Origin of the sequence: Streptomyces sp. NPDC087901 (assembly GCF_044742205.1) — a bacterium.
Taxonomy (GTDB): Bacteria; Actinomycetota; Actinomycetes; order Streptomycetales; family Streptomycetaceae; genus Streptomyces.
This window is the reverse complement of the sequence record NZ_JBIUUC010000005.1, coordinates 248,482-270,568: the sequence shown is the minus strand read 5'-3', so window position 1 is coordinate 270,568 and position 22,087 is coordinate 248,482. Positions and strand designations below refer to the sequence as shown.

Annotated in this window: 16 protein-coding genes; 6 read left to right on the top strand and 10 right to left on the bottom strand. The window is 71.1% G+C overall.

The features are described 5' to 3' along the window. Positions 1 to 4: 4 nt before the first annotated feature. The 4 genes from ACIOEW_RS18385 to ACIOEW_RS18370 form a co-directional block, all read right to left on the bottom strand. On the bottom strand, positions 5 to 1,813 hold the full coding sequence (locus ACIOEW_RS18385; protein WP_401964651.1) for an SLC13 family permease: 1,809 nt from the start codon (positions 1,811 to 1,813) through the stop codon (positions 5 to 7). A gap of 5 nt (positions 1,814 to 1,818) precedes the next feature. Continuing rightward, complete coding sequence (locus tag ACIOEW_RS18380) at positions 1,819 to 3,477, bottom strand: AbgT family transporter (RefSeq protein ID WP_401964650.1); 1,659 nt, start codon at positions 3,475 to 3,477, stop codon at positions 1,819 to 1,821. A gap of 1 nt (position 3,478) precedes the next feature. After that, positions 3,479 to 4,843 (bottom strand): leucyl aminopeptidase, encoded by a 1,365-nt coding sequence (locus ACIOEW_RS18375; protein ID WP_401964649.1) that lies wholly within the window; start codon positions 4,841 to 4,843, stop codon positions 3,479 to 3,481. A 272-nt stretch (positions 4,844 to 5,115) separates the two neighbouring features. After that, positions 5,116 to 5,940 (bottom strand): endonuclease, encoded by an 825-nt coding sequence (locus tag ACIOEW_RS18370; protein WP_362545680.1) that lies wholly within the window; start codon positions 5,938 to 5,940, stop codon positions 5,116 to 5,118. 252 nt (positions 5,941 to 6,192) lie between these two features. On the opposite strand from ACIOEW_RS18370, the gene ACIOEW_RS18365 reads away from it, so the two are divergent. From ACIOEW_RS18365 to ACIOEW_RS18340, 6 genes are all read left to right on the top strand, one after another. Further along, the gene (locus ACIOEW_RS18365; RefSeq protein ID WP_362545683.1) at positions 6,193 to 6,390 is read left to right on the top strand and encodes a hypothetical protein; all 198 of its coding nucleotides are present in this window, start codon (positions 6,193 to 6,195) and stop codon (positions 6,388 to 6,390) included. 199 nt (positions 6,391 to 6,589) lie between these two features. After that, positions 6,590 to 7,747 (top strand): methyltransferase, encoded by a 1,158-nt coding sequence (locus ACIOEW_RS18360; RefSeq protein ID WP_401964647.1) that lies wholly within the window; start codon positions 6,590 to 6,592, stop codon positions 7,745 to 7,747. A 104-nt stretch (positions 7,748 to 7,851) separates the two neighbouring features. Beyond that, positions 7,852 to 9,030 (top strand): acyl-CoA dehydrogenase family protein, encoded by a 1,179-nt coding sequence (locus ACIOEW_RS18355; RefSeq protein WP_401964645.1) that lies wholly within the window; start codon positions 7,852 to 7,854, stop codon positions 9,028 to 9,030. Positions 9,031 to 9,076: 46 nt separating this feature from the next. Further along, entirely contained in the window at positions 9,077 to 9,967 is an 891-nt protein-coding gene (locus tag ACIOEW_RS18350; RefSeq protein ID WP_362545692.1) for an oxygenase MpaB family protein, read from the top strand. Positions 9,968 to 9,993: 26 nt separating this feature from the next. Further along, positions 9,994 to 12,237, top strand: a complete 2,244-nt coding sequence (locus tag ACIOEW_RS18345) for a tetratricopeptide repeat protein (protein ID WP_401964644.1) — start codon at positions 9,994 to 9,996, stop codon at positions 12,235 to 12,237. Between the two features lie 70 nt (positions 12,238 to 12,307). Then, positions 12,308 to 13,852, top strand: coding sequence for a phytoene desaturase family protein (locus ACIOEW_RS18340; protein WP_401964643.1), 1,545 nt, complete (start codon positions 12,308 to 12,310; stop codon positions 13,850 to 13,852). A gap of 9 nt (positions 13,853 to 13,861) precedes the next feature. Here ACIOEW_RS18340 and ACIOEW_RS18335 read toward each other — a convergent pair whose 3' ends face one another. The 6 genes from ACIOEW_RS18335 to ACIOEW_RS18310 are packed head-to-tail and all read right to left on the bottom strand — an operon-like array spanning position 13,862 to position 22,086. Beyond that, positions 13,862 to 14,836, bottom strand: a complete 975-nt coding sequence (locus ACIOEW_RS18335) for an acetylxylan esterase (RefSeq protein WP_362545701.1) — start codon at positions 14,834 to 14,836, stop codon at positions 13,862 to 13,864. 4 nt (positions 14,837 to 14,840) lie between these two features. After that, a complete protein-coding gene (locus tag ACIOEW_RS18330; RefSeq protein WP_401964642.1) occupies positions 14,841 to 17,321 on the bottom strand; it encodes a polysaccharide lyase 8 family protein in 2,481 nt (826 codons plus the stop codon). Continuing rightward, complete coding sequence (locus ACIOEW_RS18325; protein ID WP_401964641.1) at positions 17,278 to 18,366, bottom strand: SGNH/GDSL hydrolase family protein; 1,089 nt, start codon at positions 18,364 to 18,366, stop codon at positions 17,278 to 17,280. The genes ACIOEW_RS18330 and ACIOEW_RS18325 overlap by 44 nt, the downstream gene beginning before the upstream one ends. 59 nt (positions 18,367 to 18,425) lie before the next feature. Then, positions 18,426 to 19,505 carry a DUF1565 domain-containing protein gene (locus tag ACIOEW_RS18320; protein ID WP_401964639.1) on the bottom strand — a complete coding sequence of 360 codons (1,080 nt, stop codon included), beginning with the start codon at positions 19,503 to 19,505 and terminating at the stop codon, positions 18,426 to 18,428. Further along, positions 19,502 to 20,104 (bottom strand): hypothetical protein, encoded by a 603-nt coding sequence (locus ACIOEW_RS18315; RefSeq protein WP_401964638.1) that lies wholly within the window; start codon positions 20,102 to 20,104, stop codon positions 19,502 to 19,504. Before ACIOEW_RS18315 ends, ACIOEW_RS18320 begins: the two co-directional genes overlap by 4 nt. A gap of 2 nt (positions 20,105 to 20,106) precedes the next feature. Continuing rightward, the gene (locus ACIOEW_RS18310) at positions 20,107 to 22,086 is read right to left on the bottom strand and encodes a hypothetical protein (protein WP_401964637.1); all 1,980 of its coding nucleotides are present in this window, start codon (positions 22,084 to 22,086) and stop codon (positions 20,107 to 20,109) included. Position 22,087: the final 1 nt, after the last annotated feature.

Genomic DNA, 22,087 nt, shown 5'->3' with positions numbered 1-22,087 from the left:
CGCCCTACAGGGGCCAGACCAGCGGCACGACGAGCAGGGCCACCGCCATGAACCAGAGCAGCACGGGCAGCCCGAACTTCCAGTAGTCGCCGAAGCGGTAGCCGCCCGGCCCCATCACCATCAGGTTGGCGGGTGTCGCCACCGGGGTGAGCAGCGCGGCCGCCGCGGCGACGGCGACACACATCAGCACGGGCCGGACGGAGATCCCGACATCGGCCGCCGCGGAGACGGCGATCGGGATCACGATCAGCGCGGTCGCCATGTTGCTGATCAGCTGACCGAGCACCGCGGTCACCAGGAAGAGTCCGGCGAGCAGCAGATAGCCGTTGCCGCCAGCGGCCGACACCACGAGGTCGGCGATGCGGTCGGCGGCGCCCGACTGCTGGATGGCCGCCGACATCGGGAACATGCCGCCCGCGATGACGAGCGTGGTCCAGGCGACGCCGTCGTACGCGTCGGCCATCGACAGCACCCGCATCAGGATCATGGCGCCACCCGCGAGCAGGGCCGCCACCGCGGGCGGTACCGCGCCGGACGCGAGCAGACCCACCATCGCGACGAGCGAGAGGATGGCGCGCCGTCCGTCCGCGCCCAGTGTCGGCACCTGGCGCCGCACCTCCGCGGGGGAGTCGACCACCAGCACGTCCGCGGACAGCTCCGTGCGGCGCTTCAACGCCTGCCACGGACCGCGCAGCAGCAGGGTGTCCCCGGCGGCGAGCACGCAGGGTTCCGGCCCGAGGTCGTGCCCCTTGCGCTGGACGGCCAGGATGACGAGGTCGCCGCTGTCGGTCGCCATCCCGGGGAAGACCTCCGCGCCGATGAGCGCGGAGCGCGGGCTGATCACCGTCTCCGCCACGCCCAGCTCCTGGTCGACCAGGGCCCCGACCAGGTACGGGCGGACGGGGCCGGCCAGCGGTTTCAGCCCGAACCGTTCGCCGAACTCCTCGACGGCTTCCGGCGGACCGTGCGCGATCAGCACGTCGTCGGCCCGCAGGGGCACATTGCCGCGCGGTGAGCCGGACGCTGCGACCACACCGACGATGGTCAGCTTCGGCGGTGCCGCCGCCGCCAGCGTGTCGGCCGTACTGCCGAGCGCTGTCGACCCCGGCGGTACGAGCAGCCGGACGGCGTCCTGTTCCAGACCGTAGTGACTGACCATCGTCCGTGCGTGCCTGCTGAGGTCCGGCGGCAGGCTGCTGGGTGTACGGCGGGGCAGCAGCCGGTCGCCGAACAGGACGGCGACGGCCACCGTGCCCGCCACCAGTGGCACCCCGACGAGGGCGAAGGAGAAGAATCCGAAACCGTCGGCGCCGGCGTCGGCCGCCGCTTCCGAGACGAGCACATTGATCGGGGTTCCCGTGAGCACCAGCAGCGATCCCGCGTGAGCGGCGAACGCCAGCGGCATCACCAGACGGGACGGCGGCAGCTTGCTCCGTACCGCGAGCATCACCACCATCGGCAACAGCGCCGCGACGGCCCCGTTGACCGTGATCAGGGCGGAGATGGCGGCGGCCAGCACCATCGTGAGCACCAGCAGCCGCCGGGGCCCGCTCCCTGCCCGGGCCGCCAGCTGCTGCCCGGCCCAGGTGGTGACCCCGGCCGCCGTCAGCCCCGTGCTGACGACGAACAGGCCGGCGATGAACAGGACGACGGGGTCACCGAACCCGGAGAAGACCTGCTCGGCAGAGATGACCCCGGTCGCGTACAGCGCGATCGCCGAGCCGAGCGCGACGACCTCGACGGGCAGCCGGTTCCAGACGAAGAGGACGATCACCACGCCCAGGACCGTCAGGGACAGGGTGGCATCACTCATTCCTGTCAGGTCTCCACCGGAGCGCCGGGCCCCAGGGGGATGCCGAGCAGGTACCAGGCGACGAAGAACAGGATCCATGCGACGGCGACGATCAGTGTGTACGGCAGCATCAGCGACACCACCGTGCCCATGCCGGCCTCCTTCTTGTACTTCTGCACCAGCAGCACGATGAACGGCAGGTACACCATGAGCGGGGTGACGACGTTGACGGGGGAGTCACCGACCCGGTAGGCGGCGAGGACCGTCTGCGGTGCCACGTCGAGCCGGATGAACAGCGGCACGAACACCGGGGCGAAGATGGCCCACTTGGGGATCACGCCCGGGATGATGATGTCGAGAATGATCGTCACGACGATCAGCCCGACCAGCAGCCACAGAGGCCCGACGTTCGAGCTCTCCAGCGCGTCGGACATCTTCACGGCCGCGACGGTCGCCATGTTGCTGTAATTGAAGTACGAGATGAACTGGGCGATGATCAGCAGCAGGAAGATCAGCCCGCCGAGACCGGCGAACGTCTTGGTGATGGCCTCCATCGCGGCGGCGCTGCCCCGCAGCGTCCTGGCCCCGTAGCCGTAGCAGAGGCCGGCCACCAGGAAGAGCAGCATGATGATGAAGATCAGGCTGTCCATGAATGGTGAGTCGTCGAAGACGCTGCCGGTGTCGGGGTTGCGCAGCGGAGCGTTCGGCAGCGCGGTCAGCAGCACGATCAGCAGGGCCACCGCGAAGAAGCCGAGTGCGGCGAACCTCAGCCCCCTGGCCTCGCCCTCGGGACCGCCGTCCGTCTCCTGGGTGTGCTCCTGCTCCACCGTGCCCTCGAACTTCCCGAGCCGGGGTTCGATGATCTTGTCGGAGACGAAGGTGATCACCAGCGCGAGGAAGATCGACGAACCGATCCCGAAGTAGAGATTGGCCGTGAGGTCGATCGACAGATCGGGGTTGACCAGGTGGATGGCCTCGTTGGTGACCTCGGTGACGATGCCGTCGGTGGGGGTGATGAGGAAGTTGACACCGAAGGTGGCACCGACACCGGCGAAGGCGGCGGCGAGTCCGGCGAGCGGATGCCGGCCCACACTCATGAACGCCACCGCGCCCAGCGGGATCAGGACCAGGTAGCCGGCGTCCGACGCGACGCTGGAGATGATGCCGAGCAGCACGATGATGAAGGTCAGCGCACCCGCGGGGGCCACCTTCACCAACTTGCGGATCAGTGCGCCGATCAGTCCCGCCTCCTCGGCGAGACCGACGCCGACCATGGCGACGAGGATGACGGCGACGACGCCGAAGTTGTTGAAGTTGTCGACGGCCGAGGTGAAGATGAAGCGGATTCCGTCACCCGTCAGCAGGGACTCGATGCCTGTCGTCTCGGTCTTGACGCTGTAGTCGTGGACGTACAGCTCCGAGGGCGGGTACTCGATCGACGGTTCGTTGGTCCCGCCGTTGTAGGTCTCCTCCGCGACGATCGGTTCCGGGACAGTGGTCTCGTAGGTGACGGAGACGTCCAGGGCGGACAGGATCGCCGAGAGGACGATGACCAGACCGCACAGGACGAGGAAGATGACGGCCGGGTGCGGGACCTTGTTGCCGATGCGCTCGATGCCGTCGAGTACGCGCTGCGAGCGGGTCCGTTCGGTGGCGGCGGCGTCGTTGCCGGAGACAGTGCTCATGTCAGCTGTTCCTCACCGGACGGAAGTTGAGCGCCAGCTCGGTGAGCAGTCGCGCGCCGAAGCCGGTGCAGCCGCGGGGCCGCCAGGAGTCCGCCTTGTCGTTCTGCGCCGGACCGGCGATGTCGATGTGGGCCCAGGGGACACCGGCCACGAAGTCCTCCAGGAAGAGCGCCGCGTGGATGGCCGCGCCGTTGGGACCGCCCATGTTCTTGATGTCGGCGACGTCCGAGTCGAGTTCGGCGCGGTAGCGGCGGGCCAGCGGCAGCTGCCAGGCGGGCTCGCCGGTGTCCCGGGCGGCCGCGAGGACCTGGGTGACCAGGGGCTGGTCGTTACCGAAGACACCGGCGATCTCGGCGCCCAGGGCCCGCAGGCAGGCTCCCGTCAGGGTGGCGATGTCGACGATGGCGTCGGTGGGTTCCTCGGTGGCGAGCACCAGCGCGTCAGCCATCACGAGACGGCCCTCGGCGTCGGTGTTGAGCACCTCCACCGTGGTGCCTCCGCGGATGGACAGCACGTCCCCGAGCTTCGTCGCCGTGCCGGACGGCATGTTGTCCGTGCACATCAGGTACGCGGTGACCGCCGTCGGGCACTCCAGCGGCGGCAGGGCGGTCATCGCCGCCAGGATCGCGCCCGCACCCGACATGTCGTTCTTCATCGTCGCGTGGACCGCGTCGCTCGGCTTGAGGCTGATGCCGCCGGAGTCGTACATGATGCCCTTGCCGACCAGCGTCAGGCGCGGGGCGGCGGGGTCCGCGGGGGCGTAGCTCAGCTTGATCATGCGGGGCGGCTCGGCGCTGCCCGCGTTGACGCCGAGGAGTCCGCCGCAGCCCAGCTCGGTGAGCGCTTCCTTGTCGAAGATCTCGACCCGGAACCCGGACTCGGCGGCCAGCCGGGCCGCGCACTCGGCCATCCCTGCGGCGGTCAGCATGTTGGGCGGGGCGTTCGCCAGATCCCGGGCCAGCGCAGTGGCCCGGGCATAGACCAGGCCGCGCTCCGCCCCGCGCCGGGCCGCCTCGACGGACGCGTCGTCCACCAGCAGGGTCAGTGAAGTCACGGGCGTCACGGAGGGCGTGGCCTTGAGCGGCTCGTACCCGTACCGGGCGAGCAGGACACCCTCGACGGCAGCCTGCGCCGCCGCCTCGGGCGTCAGCAGCGGCCCCTCGGGCAGGGCCAGTTCAAGGCGCGCGGCTTGTGCGGCATGGGCGTAGGAGGCCACCGCGTCACGCAGCGCGGACGCGTCGAGCGCATCCGGGTCACCGACTCCGTACAGGACTACGGGAGAGCCGGAGGCGTCGGCGCAGACCAGGGTCCGGCCCACCGCTCCGGTCATTCCCACGGCCTGCGCCGTCTGTGCGCCGATGGTCACGTCGTCGGGCAGCTCGCCCGACGACGTGACAGGTACACCGGTCGGAGTCCCGTTTACCGCCGCCCGAGGTGCGGCCCGCCGCGATGCCACCTCGATGTCGGGGTGTTGACTCCGGGACGGGACGGGTGACGGCAGGGCGGAAGGACTCATCTGAAACACGCTCCCCAGCGCAGTAGGCAAGACGTTGCGCAGTAAATCACCCCATTTGGGGTAACTGGGCAGTTCGTGCCGGAGTGTCGCTATTTTTGGGGAGGTGCGTCAGGACGGTCCGTTCACCAGATGGATTCCACCCACTCGGGGTGGTCGATGAACGGGTTCCGGTTGTGCTGGTACTGGTCGAATATGACGTCGTTGCGCCGCTGTTCGAAGGTGTCCGGCGGGTCCTGCTCGCTCCACGTCTTCAGTACGGAGAGCCTGCCGATGTTCGGTGCGGAGCCGTTCGACACGCTGTCGTTGGGTTCGAGGTCGGCGAAGGAGTCGTCGCCCTCGTAACGCACCGCCATGTAGAGGATCATGCGGGCCACATCGCCCTTGACGGCGTCGCGCGGTTCGAAGGAGTCGCTGTCGGTGTAGTTGCCGGGCGCCGCGCTCAGCTCGGTGCCGCCGTTGTCGAAGTCCTTGTTGCCGCGGGTGGAGTTGACCGAGACGTCCTCCGGGCGCAGATGGTGGATGTCGGTGCCGGGGCCCGTGGCCGTGCCGAAGTCGCCGTGGGACTTGGCCCAGACGTGCTCCCGGTTCCACTGGCCGACGTTGCCGCCGTTGTCGCTCTTGGGCTCGGAGCGTCCGGTGTACAGGAGGATCACGTTGGAGGAGTTGGCCGGGTCCTGGTCGGTGCTCTTCAGCGCGTCCCAGACCTGGCTGTAGGTGAGCTTGGACTGGTCGCTGATGATCGTGTGCAGGGCGCCCTTGAGGTCGGTGCCGGTTTTGCCGAGCGCGTCCTGGTAGTACGTGTCGTCCAGTGCGCCGAGCGGGGTGGCCGATGCCGCCGGGGCCGGTGGTGTCGCGGCCGGCGCGGCGGCCGCGGTGCCGGCGAGCACCGCGAAGGCGGCGAACGTGGCCAGCAGCGGGCGCCGGCAGGAAAGGTGACGACGGGACATGTGGGGTGTCCTCTCCGGAAATACGGGCACCGCGGCGCCGTCACAGGGTGGGGGGCGGCTCCGCGGTGGTCGTGTTACTAGGTGGTCAGCGGGAGCCTTCCACACGCACCGTGACCAAGGTGTGAACCCTGCGTACTTATCATGTGCAGATCAAGTGAGGGCCGGTGCCGGGCTGCCACGGGCGTCTCGGCAGGCCTCGGATGCGCCGCCGTCGGTGCGGGGCGAGAATTGCCGCAAGGACGAGGAGGCGGCATGAGCGACGAGCCCGAATCCATATCCGTACGGGGCGTGACCCCCGACAGCCTTCTGCACACCGGTGCCAGCGACAATCCGTCGGCGGAGGACGTGGTCCTTGCCTCCGGGCGGGACCTGACACCCCGGAATCTCGAGTGGGCGGAGCGCCGGCTGGCCAGGGAGGGCCGGGCGGCCATCGAGAAGCAGCTGCCGTAGTCACCCGCAGCCGGGCGTCCGCCGCGGCCACCGGCGGATGCCGGCGGCCCGGTGCGCCCGGCCGCGGTGGCGGTGCGGCGGTGCGGCATGGTGGCGCGGCGGCCGCAGGCTGTGCGGGCGTACGTCGGCGTGCGGCCGGAGCCCCGGGTGCCGCAGATTGTGCGGGCGTACGGCGCTGCTCGGATAGCCTGAACGCAATATGAACCGTTTGACGACGTCAGGGGCTGGTTACGACCTCGCCCGATTCCCCGAGAACCCCCGCGACCCGTTCCAGGCCTGGGACGCGGCCGACGAATATCTGCTCCGGCATCTGGAGGGGGCCGACGGTGCCGAGCCGGTCGGCCTCTCCGGACGTGTCGTGATCGTCGGCGACCGCTGGGGCGCGCTGAGCACAGTGCTGGCCGCGCACCGCCCCGCACAGATCACCGACTCCTACCTCGCGCAGCGGGCGACGGCGGCGAATCTGGAGCGCAACGGGGCCGGCCCCGATGCCGTACACCTGCTGTCCGCCCGTGACGCACCGCCGGACCGTATCGACGTGCTGCTCGTCCGTGTGCCCAAGAGTCTGGCGTTCCTGGAGGACCAGCTGCACCGGCTCGCCCCCGCCGTCCATGCCGGCACCGTCGTCATCGGCACCGGCATGGTGAAGGAGATCCACACCTCCACCCTCAAACTGTTCGAGCGGATCATCGGCCCCACCCGCACCTCGCTCGCGGTCAAGAAGGCCCGGCTCATCCACTGCACGCCGGACCCCTCCCTCGCCCGCACCCCCAGCCCCTGGCCCTACCACTACGACCTGCCCGACGACGTCGGGACGGTCGCCGGCCGGACCGTCGTCAACCACGCCGGGATCTTCTGCGCGGAGCGGCTCGACATCGGTACCCGATTCCTCCTGAAGCACCTGCCGGTGCGCAGCGGACCCGACCGGGTCGTCGACCTCGGCTGCGGCAACGGGGTCCTCGGCCTGGCCGCCGCGCTCGCCAACCCCGAGGCCGAACTCACCTTCGTCGACGAGTCCTACCAGGCACTGGCCTCGGCTGAGGCGACCTTCCGGGTCAACGCGGGGCCGGACGCCGAAGCCCGGTTCGTGGTCGGCGACGGGCTGGCCGGAGCCGAGCCCGCCGGAGCGGACCTCGTCCTGTGCAACCCGCCGTTCCACTCGCACCAGGCCACCACGGACGCGACCGCCCGGAACATGTTCCACGGGGCCCGCGCCGCGCTGCGTCAGGGCGGCGAACTGTGGGTGGTGGGCAACCGGCACCTCGCCTACCACACCCAGTTGCGCCGGATCTTCGGCAACTGCACCACAGTGGCCGGCGACCCCAAATTCGTCGTGCTGCGCGCAGTCAAGCGCTGAGGGGCACGCCCCGGGTGCTCGCGCCCCTTCCGGATTCTTGCAACACGTTCTACTGTGTGCGCCGCCGCACACGGGCGACGCGAAGCGAGACTCCTGGAGGGGCCGTGCACCTCGAATACACGCCTGAACAGCAGCAGTTGCGCAATGAGCTGCATACGTACTTCGCGTCCCTGGTCCCCGACAACGCCTACGCGCGCTACGCCGACCCCGCCGCGCAGAAGCGCTTCTACCGGGAGACGATCAGACGTCTGGGTACCGACGGCTGGCTCGGCGTCGGCTGGCCCACGGAGTACGGCGGCCGCGGCCTGTCCCCGATGGAACAGTTCATCTTCTTCGACGAGGCGGCCCAGGCGGGCGTCCCGTTGCCGCTGATGGCCCTGAACACCGTCGGCCCGACGATCATGCAGTTCGGCACCGACGAGCAGAAGGCCTACTTCCTGCCGAAGGTCCTTGCCGGGGAGATCGACTTCGCGATCGGCTACAGCGAACCCGACGCGGGCACCGACCTTGCCGCCCTCAAGACCCGGGCGGTGCGCGACGGCGACACGTACGTCGTCAACGGGCAGAAGATCTGGACGACCAACGGCGACACCGCGGACTGGGTCTGGCTCGCCGCCCGCACCGATCCGGACGCCCCGCCCCACAAGGGCATCACCATGCTCCTCGTCCCGACGTCCGACCCCGGCTACTCCTGCACCCTCATCAACACCCTCGCCTCGCACGACACCACGGCCAGCTACTACGAGAACATCCGTGTTCCTGTCTCCCGCCGGGTCGGTGAGGAGAACAAGGGCTGGCGGCTCATCACCAACCAGCTCAACCACGAACGCGTCACCCTCGCCGCCCACGGCACCATGGCCATCCGGGCCCTGCACAACGTCCGGCGCTGGGCCGCCGACACCCGCCTCGCCGACGGCCGCCGTGTGATCGACCTCGGCTGGGTCCGCGCCCGCCTCGCCCGCACGCACACCCGGCTCGACGCGATGAAACTCCTGAACTGGCAGATGGTGTCAGCCGTCCAGCACGCCACCCTCACCCCGCAGGACGCCTCCGCCGTCAAGGTCTACGGCTCCGAGGCGCGTCGCGACGCCTACGCCTGGCTCATGGAGGTCGTCGGCTCGGCGGGACCGCTGAAGGAGGGCTCGGCGGGCGCCGTCCTGCACGGCGAGCTCGAACGCGGATACCGGTCCGCCGTCATCTTCACCTTCGGCGGCGGCAACAATGAGATCCAGCGGGAGATCATCTCGTGGATCGGCCTCGGGATGCCGCGGGTACGCCGCTGAGCACCGCGTGAGCGCCGGTACGCCGCCCAGCAGGAGGTACGAGCTCATGACGGACGCCGACCCCGGGCTCTTCGGGCCCGCATCGGTCACCTGGCAGATGCACGGCGACCCGATGATGTGGGTCGCCGGCGTACGCGCCCTGTACCTCCAGGCGCTCCATCCGCGCGCGGTGCGCGGCGTCATGCAGAACTCCGACTTCCGCAAGGACGCCTGGGGCCGGCTGATGCGCACGGCGGGCTTCGTCGGGACGATCACCTACGGCACCACCGAAGCCGCGGAGAAGGCCGGCGCCCGGGTCCGCAGGATCCACCGGCTCCTCGAAGTCACCGACCCGCTGACCGGCGAGACCTACGGAGTCGGCGAACCGGACCTGCTGTTGTGGGTGCACTGCGCCGAGGTCGACTCCTACCTCCAGGTCGAGCGGCGCTCCGGCTACCCGCTCACCGACGCGCAGGCCGACCGGTACGTCGACGAACACCGCACCAGCGCCCGCCTCGTCGGTCTTGACCCGGCCGGCGTTCCTGCGACGGCTGCGCAACTGGCCGCCTACTTCGAGCGGGTCCGGCCCCAGCTCGCCTCCTCGCCCGAGGCGTCGGACGTCGACGACTTCCTGCGCCGGCCACCGGTCCACCCGCTGCTCCTGCCGGCGCGCGCCGTGCTCTGGCGGCGCGTCGCGACACTCGCCTACCAGTCGCTGCCGCCGTACGCGCACGAGCTGTACGGCAGACCCGCACCGCCGGCGGCCACCGTCGACCGCCGCCTGCGCACCACCGGAACCGTCCTGCGCACCATTCCGTCGAAGCTGCGCTGGCAACTCCCGCCCGGTCACATTGTGAACGCGATGGCGCGACTCGGACCCGGTAGCCGCCCCACCCCGTACAAACTGAAAAGGCAGGCAGCCATACTGGACGGGCCGGGGAGGGCGCAGCAACAGTAGGCGGAGCGACGGGGGCGACAGCAGGGATGGCGGAAACCAGGCTGATCCAGAGCCGGTACCGACTGCTCGATCTGATCGGGCGCGGCGGCATGGGCGAGGTGTGGCGTGCCCGCGACGAATCGCTCGGCCGACAGGTCGCCGTCAAATGTCTCAAGCCGATGGGGCCGCAGCACGACCAGGACTTCACCCGCATCCTGCGCGAGCGCTTCCGCCGGGAGGGCCGGGTCGCCGCCGCCCTCCAGCACCGGGGCGTCACCGTCGTCCACGACTTCGGTGAACACGAGGGCGTGCTCTATCTGGTGATGGAGCTCCTGGACGGCCGCAACCTGAGCCAGCTCCTGGAGGACAACAAGCAGCACCCGCTGCCCGTCGACGACGTCGTGGACATCGCCGAGCAGGTCGCCGACGCCCTCGGCTACACCCACCAGCAGGGCATCGTCCACCGCGACCTCAAGCCTGCCAACATCATGCGGCTGGCCGACGGGACGGTGAAGATCTGCGACTTCGGCATCGCCAGGCTCGGCCACGACATCTCGGTCACCTCCCGCCTCACCGGTGTCGGCATCGCCATGGGCACCCCGCACTACATGTCGCCGGAGCAGATCAGCGGCGGCCAGGTCGACCACCGCAGCGACCTCTACTCGCTGGGCTGCGTGCTGTACGAGATCGCCACGGGCGTCCCGCCGTTCGACCTCGACGACGCCTGGGGTGTGCTCGTCGGGCACCGCGACACCCCGCCCGAACCCCTGCGGACCCACCGCGCGGAGCTGCCCGGGTTCTTCGACCGTGTCGTCCTGGAACTGCTGGCCAAGGCCCCGGACCAGCGGCCGGCCGACGCGGGCGACCTGCGCCGCCGCATCGCGGTCGGCCGCACCGGCGAACAGCCGCACCTGGAACCGACCGGGCGGGTGCTGCTCGCACCGCCCGCCCTGGTCGAGCATCCCGGCGGACCCGCCGCATCCGCACCCCGCCTGCCCGCCTGGACCCGTGGGATGACCACGGGTCACAAGGTGACGCGCAGCGTGACCGTACCGCCGGATTCGTTCGACCATTCGGCGGGTCTGACCGGCGCATGGACCACCGGCCTCAGCGGGCCGGCCGGGGCCGAGCGGCCCACCCCGGACCCGGGGCTCCTCTCGACGCTCGCCAACCGGCACAGTGCCGGCCTCAACCTCGGCCGGCTCGGCCACTGGGACGAGGCGCACGAGGTCCACCGGGCGGTCGCCGCCGAACGCGAGAGCGCCCTGGGCACCGATCACCCCGACACGCTCGCCAGCCGGTACGAGGTGGGGTTCACCCTCAGCCGGACCGGACACGCGGCTGACGCGCTGCGGGAGTTCGACCGGGTGGCCCAGGGCCGCGAACGCACCCTGGGCCCCGACCACCCGGACACCCTCGCGGCCCGCCAGGAGATGGGTTACGTACTGGGCCGGCTCGGCCGTCACTTCGAGGCCCACCAGCTGTACGCCGCCGTCCTGGCCTCCCGGGAACGCTCCATGGGGGCCGACCACCCCGACACCCTGCGCTGCCGCCACAATCTCGCGTTCAACCTCAGCAGGCTCGGCCGGCTCGAGGAGTCGTACGCCATGGCCCGGGACGTGGCGACAGCGCGCGCCCGGCTCCTCGGCGCCGCCCACCCCGACACCCTCGTCACCCGCTACGAGGTCGGCTACACCCTGGGCCGGCTCGGCCGCTGGACGGAGGCCCTGCAGACCTACACGGAGGTCGTCCAGGCCCGGTCGCGGGTCCTGGGCGCCGACCACCCGGACACCCTCGCGGCCCGCTACGAGGTGGGGATCAGCCTCGGCCGGCTGGGCCGCAGCGCCGAGGCCCTGGAGCTCTACCGCGGGCTCGTCGACGACCGGACCAGGGTCAGTGGCCCCGCCGACCCCGAGACCCTTCGCGCCCGCCACGGGCTGGGCGTCAACCTGGGCCGGCTGGCCCGCTGGGAGGAGGCGCTGGCCGAATCCCACGAGGTGTGCGCGCACCGCGAGCGTGTTCTGGGCGCCGACCACCCCGACACCCTGGTGAGCCGCCGCGAGGTCGCCGTCGGCCTCGGCTGGCTGGGGCGCTGGGCCGAGGCTCTCAAGGTGTACCGGCAGGTCGCCGAGGCCCGCACCCGGATTCTGGGGGCCGACCACCCCGACACGCTCTCCGGCCGCAATGACGAGGCGCACTGCCTCGAACAGCTCGGCAGGGGCCCGGAGGCCGTCGAGCTCTACCGGCAGGTGGCGGCGCTGCGACAGCAGCGTGGCATCCCGCAGCACTGAGACCGACCGGCAGAGGGGGTGTCCCGGCGGGACCTCTGGTCCGGGCCGCGTGTCCGTGTTACCAAGGGGCATGCCCGTACGAGACAGCTATGACGCAGTGATCGTGGGCGGCGGCCACAACGGCCTGGTCGCCGCCGCCTACCTCGCCCGCGCAGGACAGTCGGTCCTGGTCCTGGAACGGCTGGCCACCACCGGCGGAGCGGCAGTCTCGACCCGCCCCTTCGCCGGGGTCGACGCCCGGCTGTCGCGCTACTCCTATCTCGTGTCACTGCTCCCGCAGAAGATCGTCCGCGATCTCGGCCTGGACTTCGCCGTACGCAAACGGACCGTCTCCTCGTACACCCCGGCCGTCCGTGAGGGGCGTGCCACCGGGCTGCTCGTCGGCGGCGACCGCACCCGCGACTCCTTCGCCGCGCTCACCGGATCGGACCGGGAGTACGAGGCGTGGCAGCGGTTCTACGGACTCACCGGGCAGCTCGCCGAGCGGATCTTCCCCACGCTCACCGAGCCGTTGCCCACCCGCGACGCGCTGCGGGAGCGGATCGGCGACGCGGACGCCTGGCGGATGCTGTTCGAGGAACCCATCGGTGTCGCCGTCGAGGAGAACTTCGACGACGACCTCGTCCGGGGCGTCGTGCTCACCGACGCCCTGATCGGCACCTTCGCCGACGCGCACGATGCCTCACTGCTCCAGAACCGCTGCTTCCTCTACCACGTGATCGGCGGAGGCACCGGCGACTGGGACGTCCCGGTCGGCGGCATGGGCGCGCTCACCGATGCCCTCGCGGGGGCCGCGCTCGCCGCCGGTGCGCAGATCCGGACCGGGCACGAGGCGATCCGCATCGACACCGACGGGTCGCACGCCGAGGTGACGGTGCGGACGGACAGCGGTGAGCCCACCGTCGGCGCGCGCCGTGTCCTGGTCAACGCCTCGCCGCAGGCGCTGGCCGCTCTCCTCGGCGAGGAGCCGCCGCCGCCCGCCGAAGGCGCACAGCTGAAGGTGAACATGCTGCTCACCCGGCTGCCCCGGCTGCGCGACCACTCCGTGGACCCGCGCCAGGCGTTCGCCGGAACCTTCCACATCGCCGAGGGGTACGGACAACTCGGCGACGCCTACCGGGACGCGGCGGCGGGCCGGCTGCCCGCCGCCCCGCCCTCGGAGATCTACTGCCACTCGCTCACGGACCCCTCGATCCTCGGCGCGGATCTCGCCGCCCGCGGCTACCAGACCCTGACCCTGTTCGGCCTGCACACCCCGGCGCGCCTGTTCGCCGCGGACAACGACGCCACCCGCGCCACCCTGCTCAAGGCCACGCTCGCCGAGCTCGACGCCCATCTGGAGGAGCCGCTCGCGGACTGTCTGGCGCTCGACGCGGACGGCGCGCCGTGCATCGAGGCGAAGACACCGCTCGACCTCGAACAGGACCTGCGGCTGCCCGGCGGCCACATCTTCCACCGGGACCTCGCCTTCCCGTACGCCACCCCGGAGACCGGCCGCTGGGGCGTGGAGACCGCGCACGCCAACGTCCTGCTCTGCGGGGCGGGCGCGGTGCGCGGCGGAGGGGTGAGCGGGGTCCCCGGCCACAACGCCGCGATGGCGGCGCTGGGCCGGTGACCGGTAACCCTACTGACCGAACACGCCCCGCAGCGCGCCGATCTTGCGCGGCAGGTCGTACTCCGCGCCGCCCTCGTGCCCGTTGTACGTGAACACCTCGATCTGCGCCGGACCGGCGTAGCGGTGGTAGGCGGCGAACACGGTGGACGACGGGCAGACCTTGTCCATCAGCCCCACGGAGAACCACGCGGGAGCGGTCGCCCGCGCCGCGAAGTTGACCGCGTCGAAGTAGGAGAGGGTCTCCATCGCCTCGTCGATCCGGAAGCGGTGTCCGGACAGCCAGCGGGCGATCTCCGCGTACGGCCCCGCGTCCGTGATCTGCGAGGCGCGCCGGTAGTGGCAGAGGAACGGCACATCGGCGACGGCCGCCACGACGTCGTCCCGCAGCCCCGCCACGGCGAGCGCGAGGCCACCGCCCTGGCTGCCGCCGAGCACCGCGATCCGCGAGGCGTCCACGGCGTCATGGGTCTTCGCCGCGTCGACGGCCCGCACCGCGTCCGTGATCAGCCTGCGGTAGTAGTGCCGGTACGGGTCCTCGATGCCCCGGGTGAGGAACCCGGGGGAGGAGGAGCCGTTTCCGTCCGGGCCGATGTCCACGGTGTCGGCGGTGTTCTTGCCGCCACCGCCCTGACCGCGGTTGTCCATCACCAGATGGGCGTAGCCCAGGGCGCTCCAGGTGAGCCAGGAGTAGGGGATGCCGCGGCCGCCGTTGTACCCGATGTACTGCACGACGGCCGGCAGCGGACCCGAGCGTTCCCGGGGGAGCATCAGCCACGCCTTCACCGGCTGGCCGCCCCAGCCGCGGAACGTCACGTCGAACACGTCGACGGTGGCGAATCCGGCGTCGTACGGGACGAACTCGGCGTCCAGATCGTGGCGGGTGCTTTCGGCGAGGGTCTTCTCCCAGAAGGCGTCGAAGTCGGCTGGCTCCTCCGGCTCCGGCCGGTAGTCGCGCAGCCGGTCCAGGGGCATGTCGAACAGCAAGGGTCTAGCTCCTCTTCAGGATGAGGTCGAGGGTTGCACCGTGGTGTTCAGTCGTGTCGGCGGTGATCCGGATTCCGGTGCCGGTCCGGGCCACGGTGATGCCCGGGTCGGCGGAGACGACGCTCAGATCGCGACGGGCCAGGTCCAGTACGACGGAGGACCGCAGCTGCGTCGGGTCGGACAGCGAGACGGTCACCGTCTTGCCCTCCGGCCGCACCAGGACCGAGGCCGGTCCGTCCGCGGTGAGTTCCTGCGCGGTCCCCGCGGTCCAGAAGTTCGCGGCGAGGAGCCCGTCCGCGCAGCGGCGTACCGCGTGCACGGCGGTGGTGCCGGCGATCAGCTTCACCGGGGGCGCCGCCGACCACTGCTTCGTACGCTCGGCGGAGGCCATCGGCGCCTGCAGCCAGAAGTATCCGGCCTGGTCGGGTGCGGTGCCGTGGTCCTGCCACAGCGTCAGATACGGGCGGGTGACGGAGGTGTCCGTGCCGTACTTGAGGTTGATCTCGCGCCAGGTCGCCGTCCGGTCCTCGCGCAGACCGTGCAGGGTCACGGCCTCGGGGAAGACGTAGCCGCCGGTCCCGGCGACATGCAGCCATCGCACCTTGTCCAGCGTCGCCGACCACCCGGCGTCCGCAGGGGCGGCCTGTCCGTTGACGAGCAGTGCCGCCGCAGGGTCCCGCAGCTTCCGGTTCTCCACGATCGTCTCGGCCGTACCCGCGTCCGCGCTGATCCCGGAGCCGACGCACGCGATGACGTCGTCCAGGCAGAACCAGCTCTTGAAGCCGTGCAGCGAGCTGCCGAACGCCCGCAGCTCCATGCCGTACGCGCCGAGCGTCGTTCCCGCTTGCGCGGCGCCGCCCGCCCAGTCGGTGGTGCTGGTGGTGCGCTGCCCCGCCGCGTCGGCCGGCCGGCCCGCGAGAACAGTCGTCCCGGCCAGCCGGGCGGGGTCGACCGTGGGCCAGTAGTCCTCGCTGTAGTGGCCGAGGTCGTTCGTGTACAGGAGCACCATTCCGTCGGACAGGTGCCAGGCGTGCAGGTTCTCGTTCTGGATCGACTCGTAGTTGTAGATCCGGGACGAGTACGCGGAGATGCCGAGGGCGAACGAGGGCCGGTGGTGGGCCGCCTTGTCCATCCGGGGGTGCTGCTTGTGCGCGACCAGCGGACCGCGGGCCGGCACCGGGGACGCGATGACGTTCCTGGCCGCGACGAGGGAGGCGAGGTCGGTGACGGCGAGGAAGTCCCGGTAGGTGTCCTCGGCGATCCACTGCTTGACCAGGGAGGTGAACCGGTCGGCGGTCTCACCCGGGAAGCTCGGGATCAGCCGCACCACCGCCTCGATGACCGTCTGCGCCGAGACATGGCCCTGCTTGCTCGGGCGGGCGATCTCGCGCCCGCAGACCGACGCCATCACATCGCCGCGCGCCAGGAGTGGGTCGAAACCCTCGTCGACCCAGAGGCGGACGTTGTCGAGGTCGGGATCGGTCACCGTCCACGACGTGCCCGCGAGGAGGTTCAGCAGCCGGGAGAGGTTGTTCAGCAGCTCCTTGCCGTAGCCGCCGTTGTACGGGTGCTTGTAGTGCTGGAGGAACGAACCGTCGGAGTAGAAGCCCTCGCCCGTGCCCTCGGCCGCCGCGCTCGCGTCGTTGAAGGCCAGGACGCTGTTGGCGCCCGAACCCTCGACGTCCGAAAGAGCGTCACGTACCCGGACGAGATCGCCGCCGCTGTCGCGGAGCACCGCGTTCACGGCGACGACGGTGGAGATCCACACCCGGTTGGCACCGGTCGCGATCTGCCGGTCGGCCCGCCAGAGGTTCGGGTCGGGCGTGTAGCTGCGGACGGCGTCGTTGATCCGGCCGAGCCGCTCCGCACCGAGTGCGTCGTACAGCAGCACGGTCGCGTCGTTGAGCGCGAGCGCGGAGCCGATCTCCCAGTCCCAGTCGTTGTCGAACCGGGTGTGCCCGGGGCCGTACCGGTTCGTCAGCATCCAGTCGATGCCCGCCACGAGCAGGTCCCGGAGCGCGGTGTCGCCGTACTGGACGGTGCCGGGGACGGCCCATGCGGTCGCCACGGTCGCGAGGCGCTTGAACGACGTCGTGACGTGGTTGGAGAGCGTGGTGCTGGTCAGGTCGGGGAAGAGCCCGTCGGTACGGGACGGGTCCAGGCCCTTCGCGGATGTCGTCGCGGCCTTGCCGATCCGGGCCACGGCCGCGGCGATCTGCGGGTCCGTGAGGTCGAGGCCGGGGCCGCCGGTGAGCAGGGTGTGCCACCGGGTCCGCAGCGAGGCTGCGTCGTCGACCGGGTCCGCGGCGTGTGCGGTGCCCGCCGCGAGCGTGAACGGCAGGGCGGCGGCCGCGCCGAGCGCCGCCGCACCGGCGAGGACGGTGCGGCGGGTGGTGGTGCCGGTGGTGCCTCGGGTGGTGCCTGGGTTCATGGTGCGGCCCTCACAGAAGGTGTCGGCGGTCGACGGCCGCGGCGAGCGCCGCATGGCCGGAAGGGTTGGGGTGGAGCCCGTCGCCGCTGTCGAACGCGGGCAGCATCCGCTCCGGGTGGTCCGGATCGCGCAGCGCGCCGTCGAAGTCGGCGACGGCGTCGAAGAGCCGGCCGGTCCGCACGGCCGCGTTGATCCGCTGCCGCACCGTCTCCAGCTCGGGAGTCCAGCGTGTCCAGCCGCCGAACGGCGTGATGGTCGCGCCGACCACGCGCAGTCCGGCGTCACGGGCGCGCAGCACCAGCTGCCGGTAGCCGGCCAGGACGAGCGCCGGGTCGGTCTGGCTGGGCGGCTGCTGGAGGTCGTTGACCCCGAGGTGGACCAGAACGGTACGCAGCCCGGGCAGGGACAGCACATCGCGGTCGAAGCGGGCCTGCCCGCCAGGACCGAACCGGGCGTCGTCGAGCAGTACCCGGTTACCGCTGATCCCGAGATCGGCGACCGCCGCGCCGGGCAGGCGCCTGGCCAGCTGGTCCGGCCAGCGCAGATCGGCGTCGTCGGGCGTGCCGACGCCCTCCGCGATGGAGTCGCCGAGCACCGCGATCACCGGCCCGTGCGCGCCCGTCACCTCGACACCCGTCAGCAGGAACACCGAAGTGGTGCGCACTCCGTCGACGTCGTGCGAGGCATGGGTGTTGCGGTGGAACGACAACGGCCCCGTCGGGCCGGGCAGTTCGGTCCGGACCGTCAGCAGGGTGCCCTCGGCGGCCCGCAGTCCCCCGACCGCGTCACTGGTCAGCGAGGCGCCCGCGGCCAGCCAGGCCTGCCGCTTCCCGCCGAACGTCACGGGCCTGTCACCCGCGGTCACCGGGCCGATCAGCACCGGCACCGTCCCGAAGGCGTGCCCGTAGCGCAGCCGGACCTGGCCGCCGGCCGACAGCCGTACGTGTGCGGTGAACGTGCCCTGTGTCAGCCCTGCGCTCGCCACCGTGTCGGTTGGCGTCGGCGCGGTCTGCGCGGTCGCCCACGACGTCGTCCAGCGTGAGCGGCGCGCCCCTGTGGCCGGTGTGCCGGCTGCCTGCGCCCCCTGGGCCGTCGCCACGACCGCGGCCAGTCCGGCCGCCGCAGTCAGTACCCCGCGTCTCGCGGGTCCCCGGCCGCTCACTGGGGGCACGCACCGGTCGGGTCGTACGCGCTGCCGTAGGTGCCCACGGCGTCGCCGCCGGTGTTCCCGCTCATCGTGTTCGTGCAGACGGGCCCCTGGGGGGTCCGCATGAACTTGATGCCGCCACCGGCGTTCCCGGTGATCGTGTTGCCGTAGACGCTGGTGTCGATGCCGTCGGCCGCGGTGTCACCGCCGAGCCGGATGCCCGCTCCGGTGTTGTCGTGGATGGTGTTGTAGCGGAAGATGTTGCCGCTGCCGCGCGCGTCCAGACCGCCGGAGCTGGAGTCCTTCTGCTGGCTGCAGTCGTTGTACTCGACGTAGTTGTTCGTCGAGTTCTCCTTCACGTCGACGCATTCGTTGCCGCGCGTGGCGATCGTGTTGTGGTGGATGCGGTTGTTCCGGCTGATGTCGGCTGCCGCGTCCGGGGCGCCGTTAGCGCCCTGCTGCTCGGGGGCAGTGCCGAGGTAGATGCCCTCGCCGTTCTTGCCGCCGCCGCCGAACTTGAAGTCGGCGACGCCGCAGTCGGTGATGGTGTTGCCGGAGATGTCGGCGCCGGTCACCAGATAGCGTACCCGCAGGCACTCGTCGGCAGCGTTCTTGAGGGTCATCCCGGTGATGCTCAGACCGCCCACACCGTTCCCGGGAGTCGTGCTCATGACATATATGAGCTTGAGGCGGTACCCGGACACATCGGTGGACGACCCGTGCAGTCCGTCCACCGTGAAGCCGCTCAGAGTCGTCGAATCGTGCTGCACCTGAATGATCCGCGCGTCGCCGGCCCCCTTCACCACGGCGTTCGCCGGGCCGGTGATGGTGACGCCGGCGCGCTTGGTCACGACATCCTGCTTGTACGTACCGGCGGCGAGGTTCACCACCGCGCCCGTCGGCGCCAGATCGACCGCCTTCTGGATCGTGGCGAGCGGGGAGCCCGCCGACGTACCGGAGTTGGTGTCGCTTCCGGCAGGTGCCACGTAGTAGGCGGTCGCCGCCGCGGCGGCCACGGACGGCGGGGGGAAGGCGAGCGGGGTGCCGACCGCGAGCGCGGCTACGAGGGTGGTGCGCAGTGCATGGCTCATGAGGTGTGCCTCCTGGGATCAGCGAAGGACAGAGCGAGCAGTACGGGAATGCTCGGGCCGAGCAGCAGTGGCCCGAGCGGTACGACGAGAGAGAGCAGTACGGCGGAGATCACCGCACCGAGCAGGGCGGTGCCGCGGGCTGCCGAACCGAAGCCGAGCGCCAGCGCGCCCAGGGTCCAGGTGCGGACGGTGCCGGCCGGCGCCCGGCCGGCCTCGGCCGCGAACGCCACATGATGGATGACCAGGGCGGCCGCGATGCCCATCTGGGCGGCGAGCAGCACGAAGGTCCACGGCTCCGAACGGCCCAGCAGATGAACGATGTTGGCGGCCAGGACGGCCCCGGCGGCCGTGGACGCGAGCGAGTGCCGCCACAGGCTGCGCCAGTATGTGGGGAAGGACCTGAACGTATTGCTGAAACAGTGGCTGTCGCCCTCGGCCCGCCAGCGCTGGAGCCCGTGCGCCATCGCGGCGAGGGCGGGAAGCCAGGTCACGACCCCCAGCGACAGTACGGCGAACGCGGCTCCGGCGGCTGCCGGGTAGGCCACGAACTCCAGCCGCCGCAGCAGCGTCGGCCAGCCGGACGAGAGAGTTGCCTGCATGGTCAGCCGACCTTTCCTGTGTACGGTTCCGCCACGTCGAGCAGCGCGACGCCGTCCAGCTCCAGCCGGGTCGCGGCCACGACGTAGGGGGCGTCGCCCTCGCTGAGCAGCACGGCGGCGGCATCGGCGTGGACACCGGCGGTACGGATCCGCCGGGCGACGGGGGAGAGCAGCACGGTCTCGGTACCGAAAGTCACGCCCTGGCCCTCCGCGCACGCGACCCGGGTGGCATCCGGCTCCGTTCCCGGGGTGATCGTGGTGAGGAACAACCCCTCGGACGACCGCCCCGTGGTCGAGCGCAGGGTGTGCAGGGTGCGGGTGAGACGCAGTCCGGGCGTGCTCGACGTCGGATTGGCCTCCACCTCGGTGACCTCCCCGACGACGCGGCCATCGGCGGGGGCGAACTGCCGCAGCCGGGCCGCGGCCGCCCCGGAACGGATCAGCCGGGTGCCGTCCGGCTGCGGCTCGGTCGGCCGGTCCGTCTGCAGCAGGAACGTCCACTCCCGCTCCGTGTCCGCCTCGGCGAGGTCCAGCAGCACCAGGCGCCCCGACGGGGTGAACACCAGCGTCCGGTCGAGTCGCCGCACCCCCAGCGCGGGGTCGTACATCTTGGCGATCTCCGCCGTGGAGTGGGCCCATCCGCAGTCGGGAGAGACGAGCACATCGCGCTGTCCGGCCTGCCGCTCGAAGGGGATGTCCCGGTACACGTGATACCGGTCCTCGTCCGCGTACCCCTGCCCGTCCACCAGCAGCAGATTGTGGTGCGCGGCCTTCTTGCGGTTGCTGTAGCCCTCGTCCACGGCGAGGAACGCACCCTGCGAGACGAACACGAACGAACCCGAATCGGGGTGGTGATGACCCTGGTTGAGAGTCTCCCAGCCCTTCTCCACCCGGTGCTTCTCCGCGGTCTCCCACGCCCGGTGACCCCCGCCCGGACTGGCCTTGAACGACACCAGCGTGGCGTCGTCGTCCCAGCCGGTGCGCGCCGCCAGCAGCCCCAGGTCCGGGAAGAACGCCCGCGTCTCGGTGGGCCGGGCCGCGGGCACGGACGGGTCGTACCAGAGGTATTCCAGATAGGCCTCCGGCAGGATTCCCGGCCGCACACCGCTCTCGGCCGCCTCCGGCCACAGCAGTTCGCCCGATGCCAGATCGCCCATCCACTGGGCCTCGGGGATCGCGTACTGGGCGGCCAGGCGGTAGTAGAGACCGGCGCTGTGGCCGCTGCGCCGGTCATGGCAGTCGCCGTGGTCGACGTTGAACGCGAACCCGGGCGCCGTCTGGTGCAGCCGGTAGCGGAAGGTGTGGGACATGAATCCGCCCCTGTCCCACCAGTCGATGCCCTCCGCCTCCTTCAGGAGATCCAGATGGATGGCGAGGAACGGCACGCCGTAGCGCCAGTAGACGACGCCCTCGGCATGCGAGCCGTCCTCGGGCATCAGGTCCAGGACGGTTGCGAGATTGTCCCTGGCGCGCTCGGTCCACTCCTCCTTGCCGAGCACGTACCCGGCCGTCGCCAGGCCCGCGTAGCAGATCCAGTTGTGGTTCTGCCAGTACGACGACGACCACCAGCGGCCCTCGCTCGCCACCGCGAACTCGTACATCCGCCGCCCCTGGAGCAGCAGTTTGTACCGCAGCAGCGCCTGCGCCCCGTCCGGCAGATCGTCACCGAGCCACCGGTAGGCGAGCGCCAGGTGGTGCAGCAGCCAGCCGGCGTCCAGGTCGTGGTCCGGCATATGCGCCCTGCCCCAGTGGGGCAGCCGCACCGCGGCCTCGATCCAGCGCAGGCTCTCCGCCAGATGCGCCCGGTCGCCGGAGACCCGGTAGGCAAGAGCCGGGTTGGAGGCGGCGGGGCCGAGCCAGGTGATGCTGGCCAGGGGGTGCGTACCGGGCGGGGTCAGCCCGCGGTGGCGGGCGGCCTCCTCGAACAGCCGCACCTCCTGCGCGGGGCGCGGGCCGGGCGGCGGGGTCGCCGAGAGCAACAAG

Bases quoted from the DNA above. Each gene is read 5' to 3' on its own strand.
- ACIOEW_RS18370 (WP_362545680.1), bottom strand. From the start codon at position 5,940: ATGTCCCGTCGTCACCTTTCCTGCCGGCGCCCGCTGCTGGCCACGTTC.
- ACIOEW_RS18385 (WP_401964651.1), bottom strand. From the start codon at position 1,813: ATGAGTGATGCCACCCTGTCCCTGACGGTCCTGGGCGTGGTGATCGTC.
- ACIOEW_RS18315 (WP_401964638.1), bottom strand. From the start codon at position 20,104: ATGCAGGCAACTCTCTCGTCCGGCTGGCCGACGCTGCTGCGGCGGCTG.
- ACIOEW_RS18365 (WP_362545683.1), top strand. From the start codon at position 6,193: ATGAGCGACGAGCCCGAATCCATATCCGTACGGGGCGTGACCCCCGAC.
- ACIOEW_RS18345 (WP_401964644.1), top strand. From the start codon at position 9,994: ATGGCGGAAACCAGGCTGATCCAGAGCCGGTACCGACTGCTCGATCTG.
- ACIOEW_RS18320 (WP_401964639.1), bottom strand. From the start codon at position 19,505: ATGAGCCATGCACTGCGCACCACCCTCGTAGCCGCGCTCGCGGTCGGC.
- ACIOEW_RS18380 (WP_401964650.1), bottom strand. From the start codon at position 3,477: ATGAGCACTGTCTCCGGCAACGACGCCGCCGCCACCGAACGGACCCGC.
- ACIOEW_RS18350 (WP_362545692.1), top strand. From the start codon at position 9,077: ATGACGGACGCCGACCCCGGGCTCTTCGGGCCCGCATCGGTCACCTGG.
- ACIOEW_RS18340 (WP_401964643.1), top strand. From the start codon at position 12,308: ATGCCCGTACGAGACAGCTATGACGCAGTGATCGTGGGCGGCGGCCAC.
- ACIOEW_RS18360 (WP_401964647.1), top strand. From the start codon at position 6,590: ATGAACCGTTTGACGACGTCAGGGGCTGGTTACGACCTCGCCCGATTC.
- ACIOEW_RS18330 (WP_401964642.1), bottom strand. From the start codon at position 17,321: ATGCGGCGCTCGCCGCGGCCGTCGACCGCCGACACCTTCTGTGAGGGC.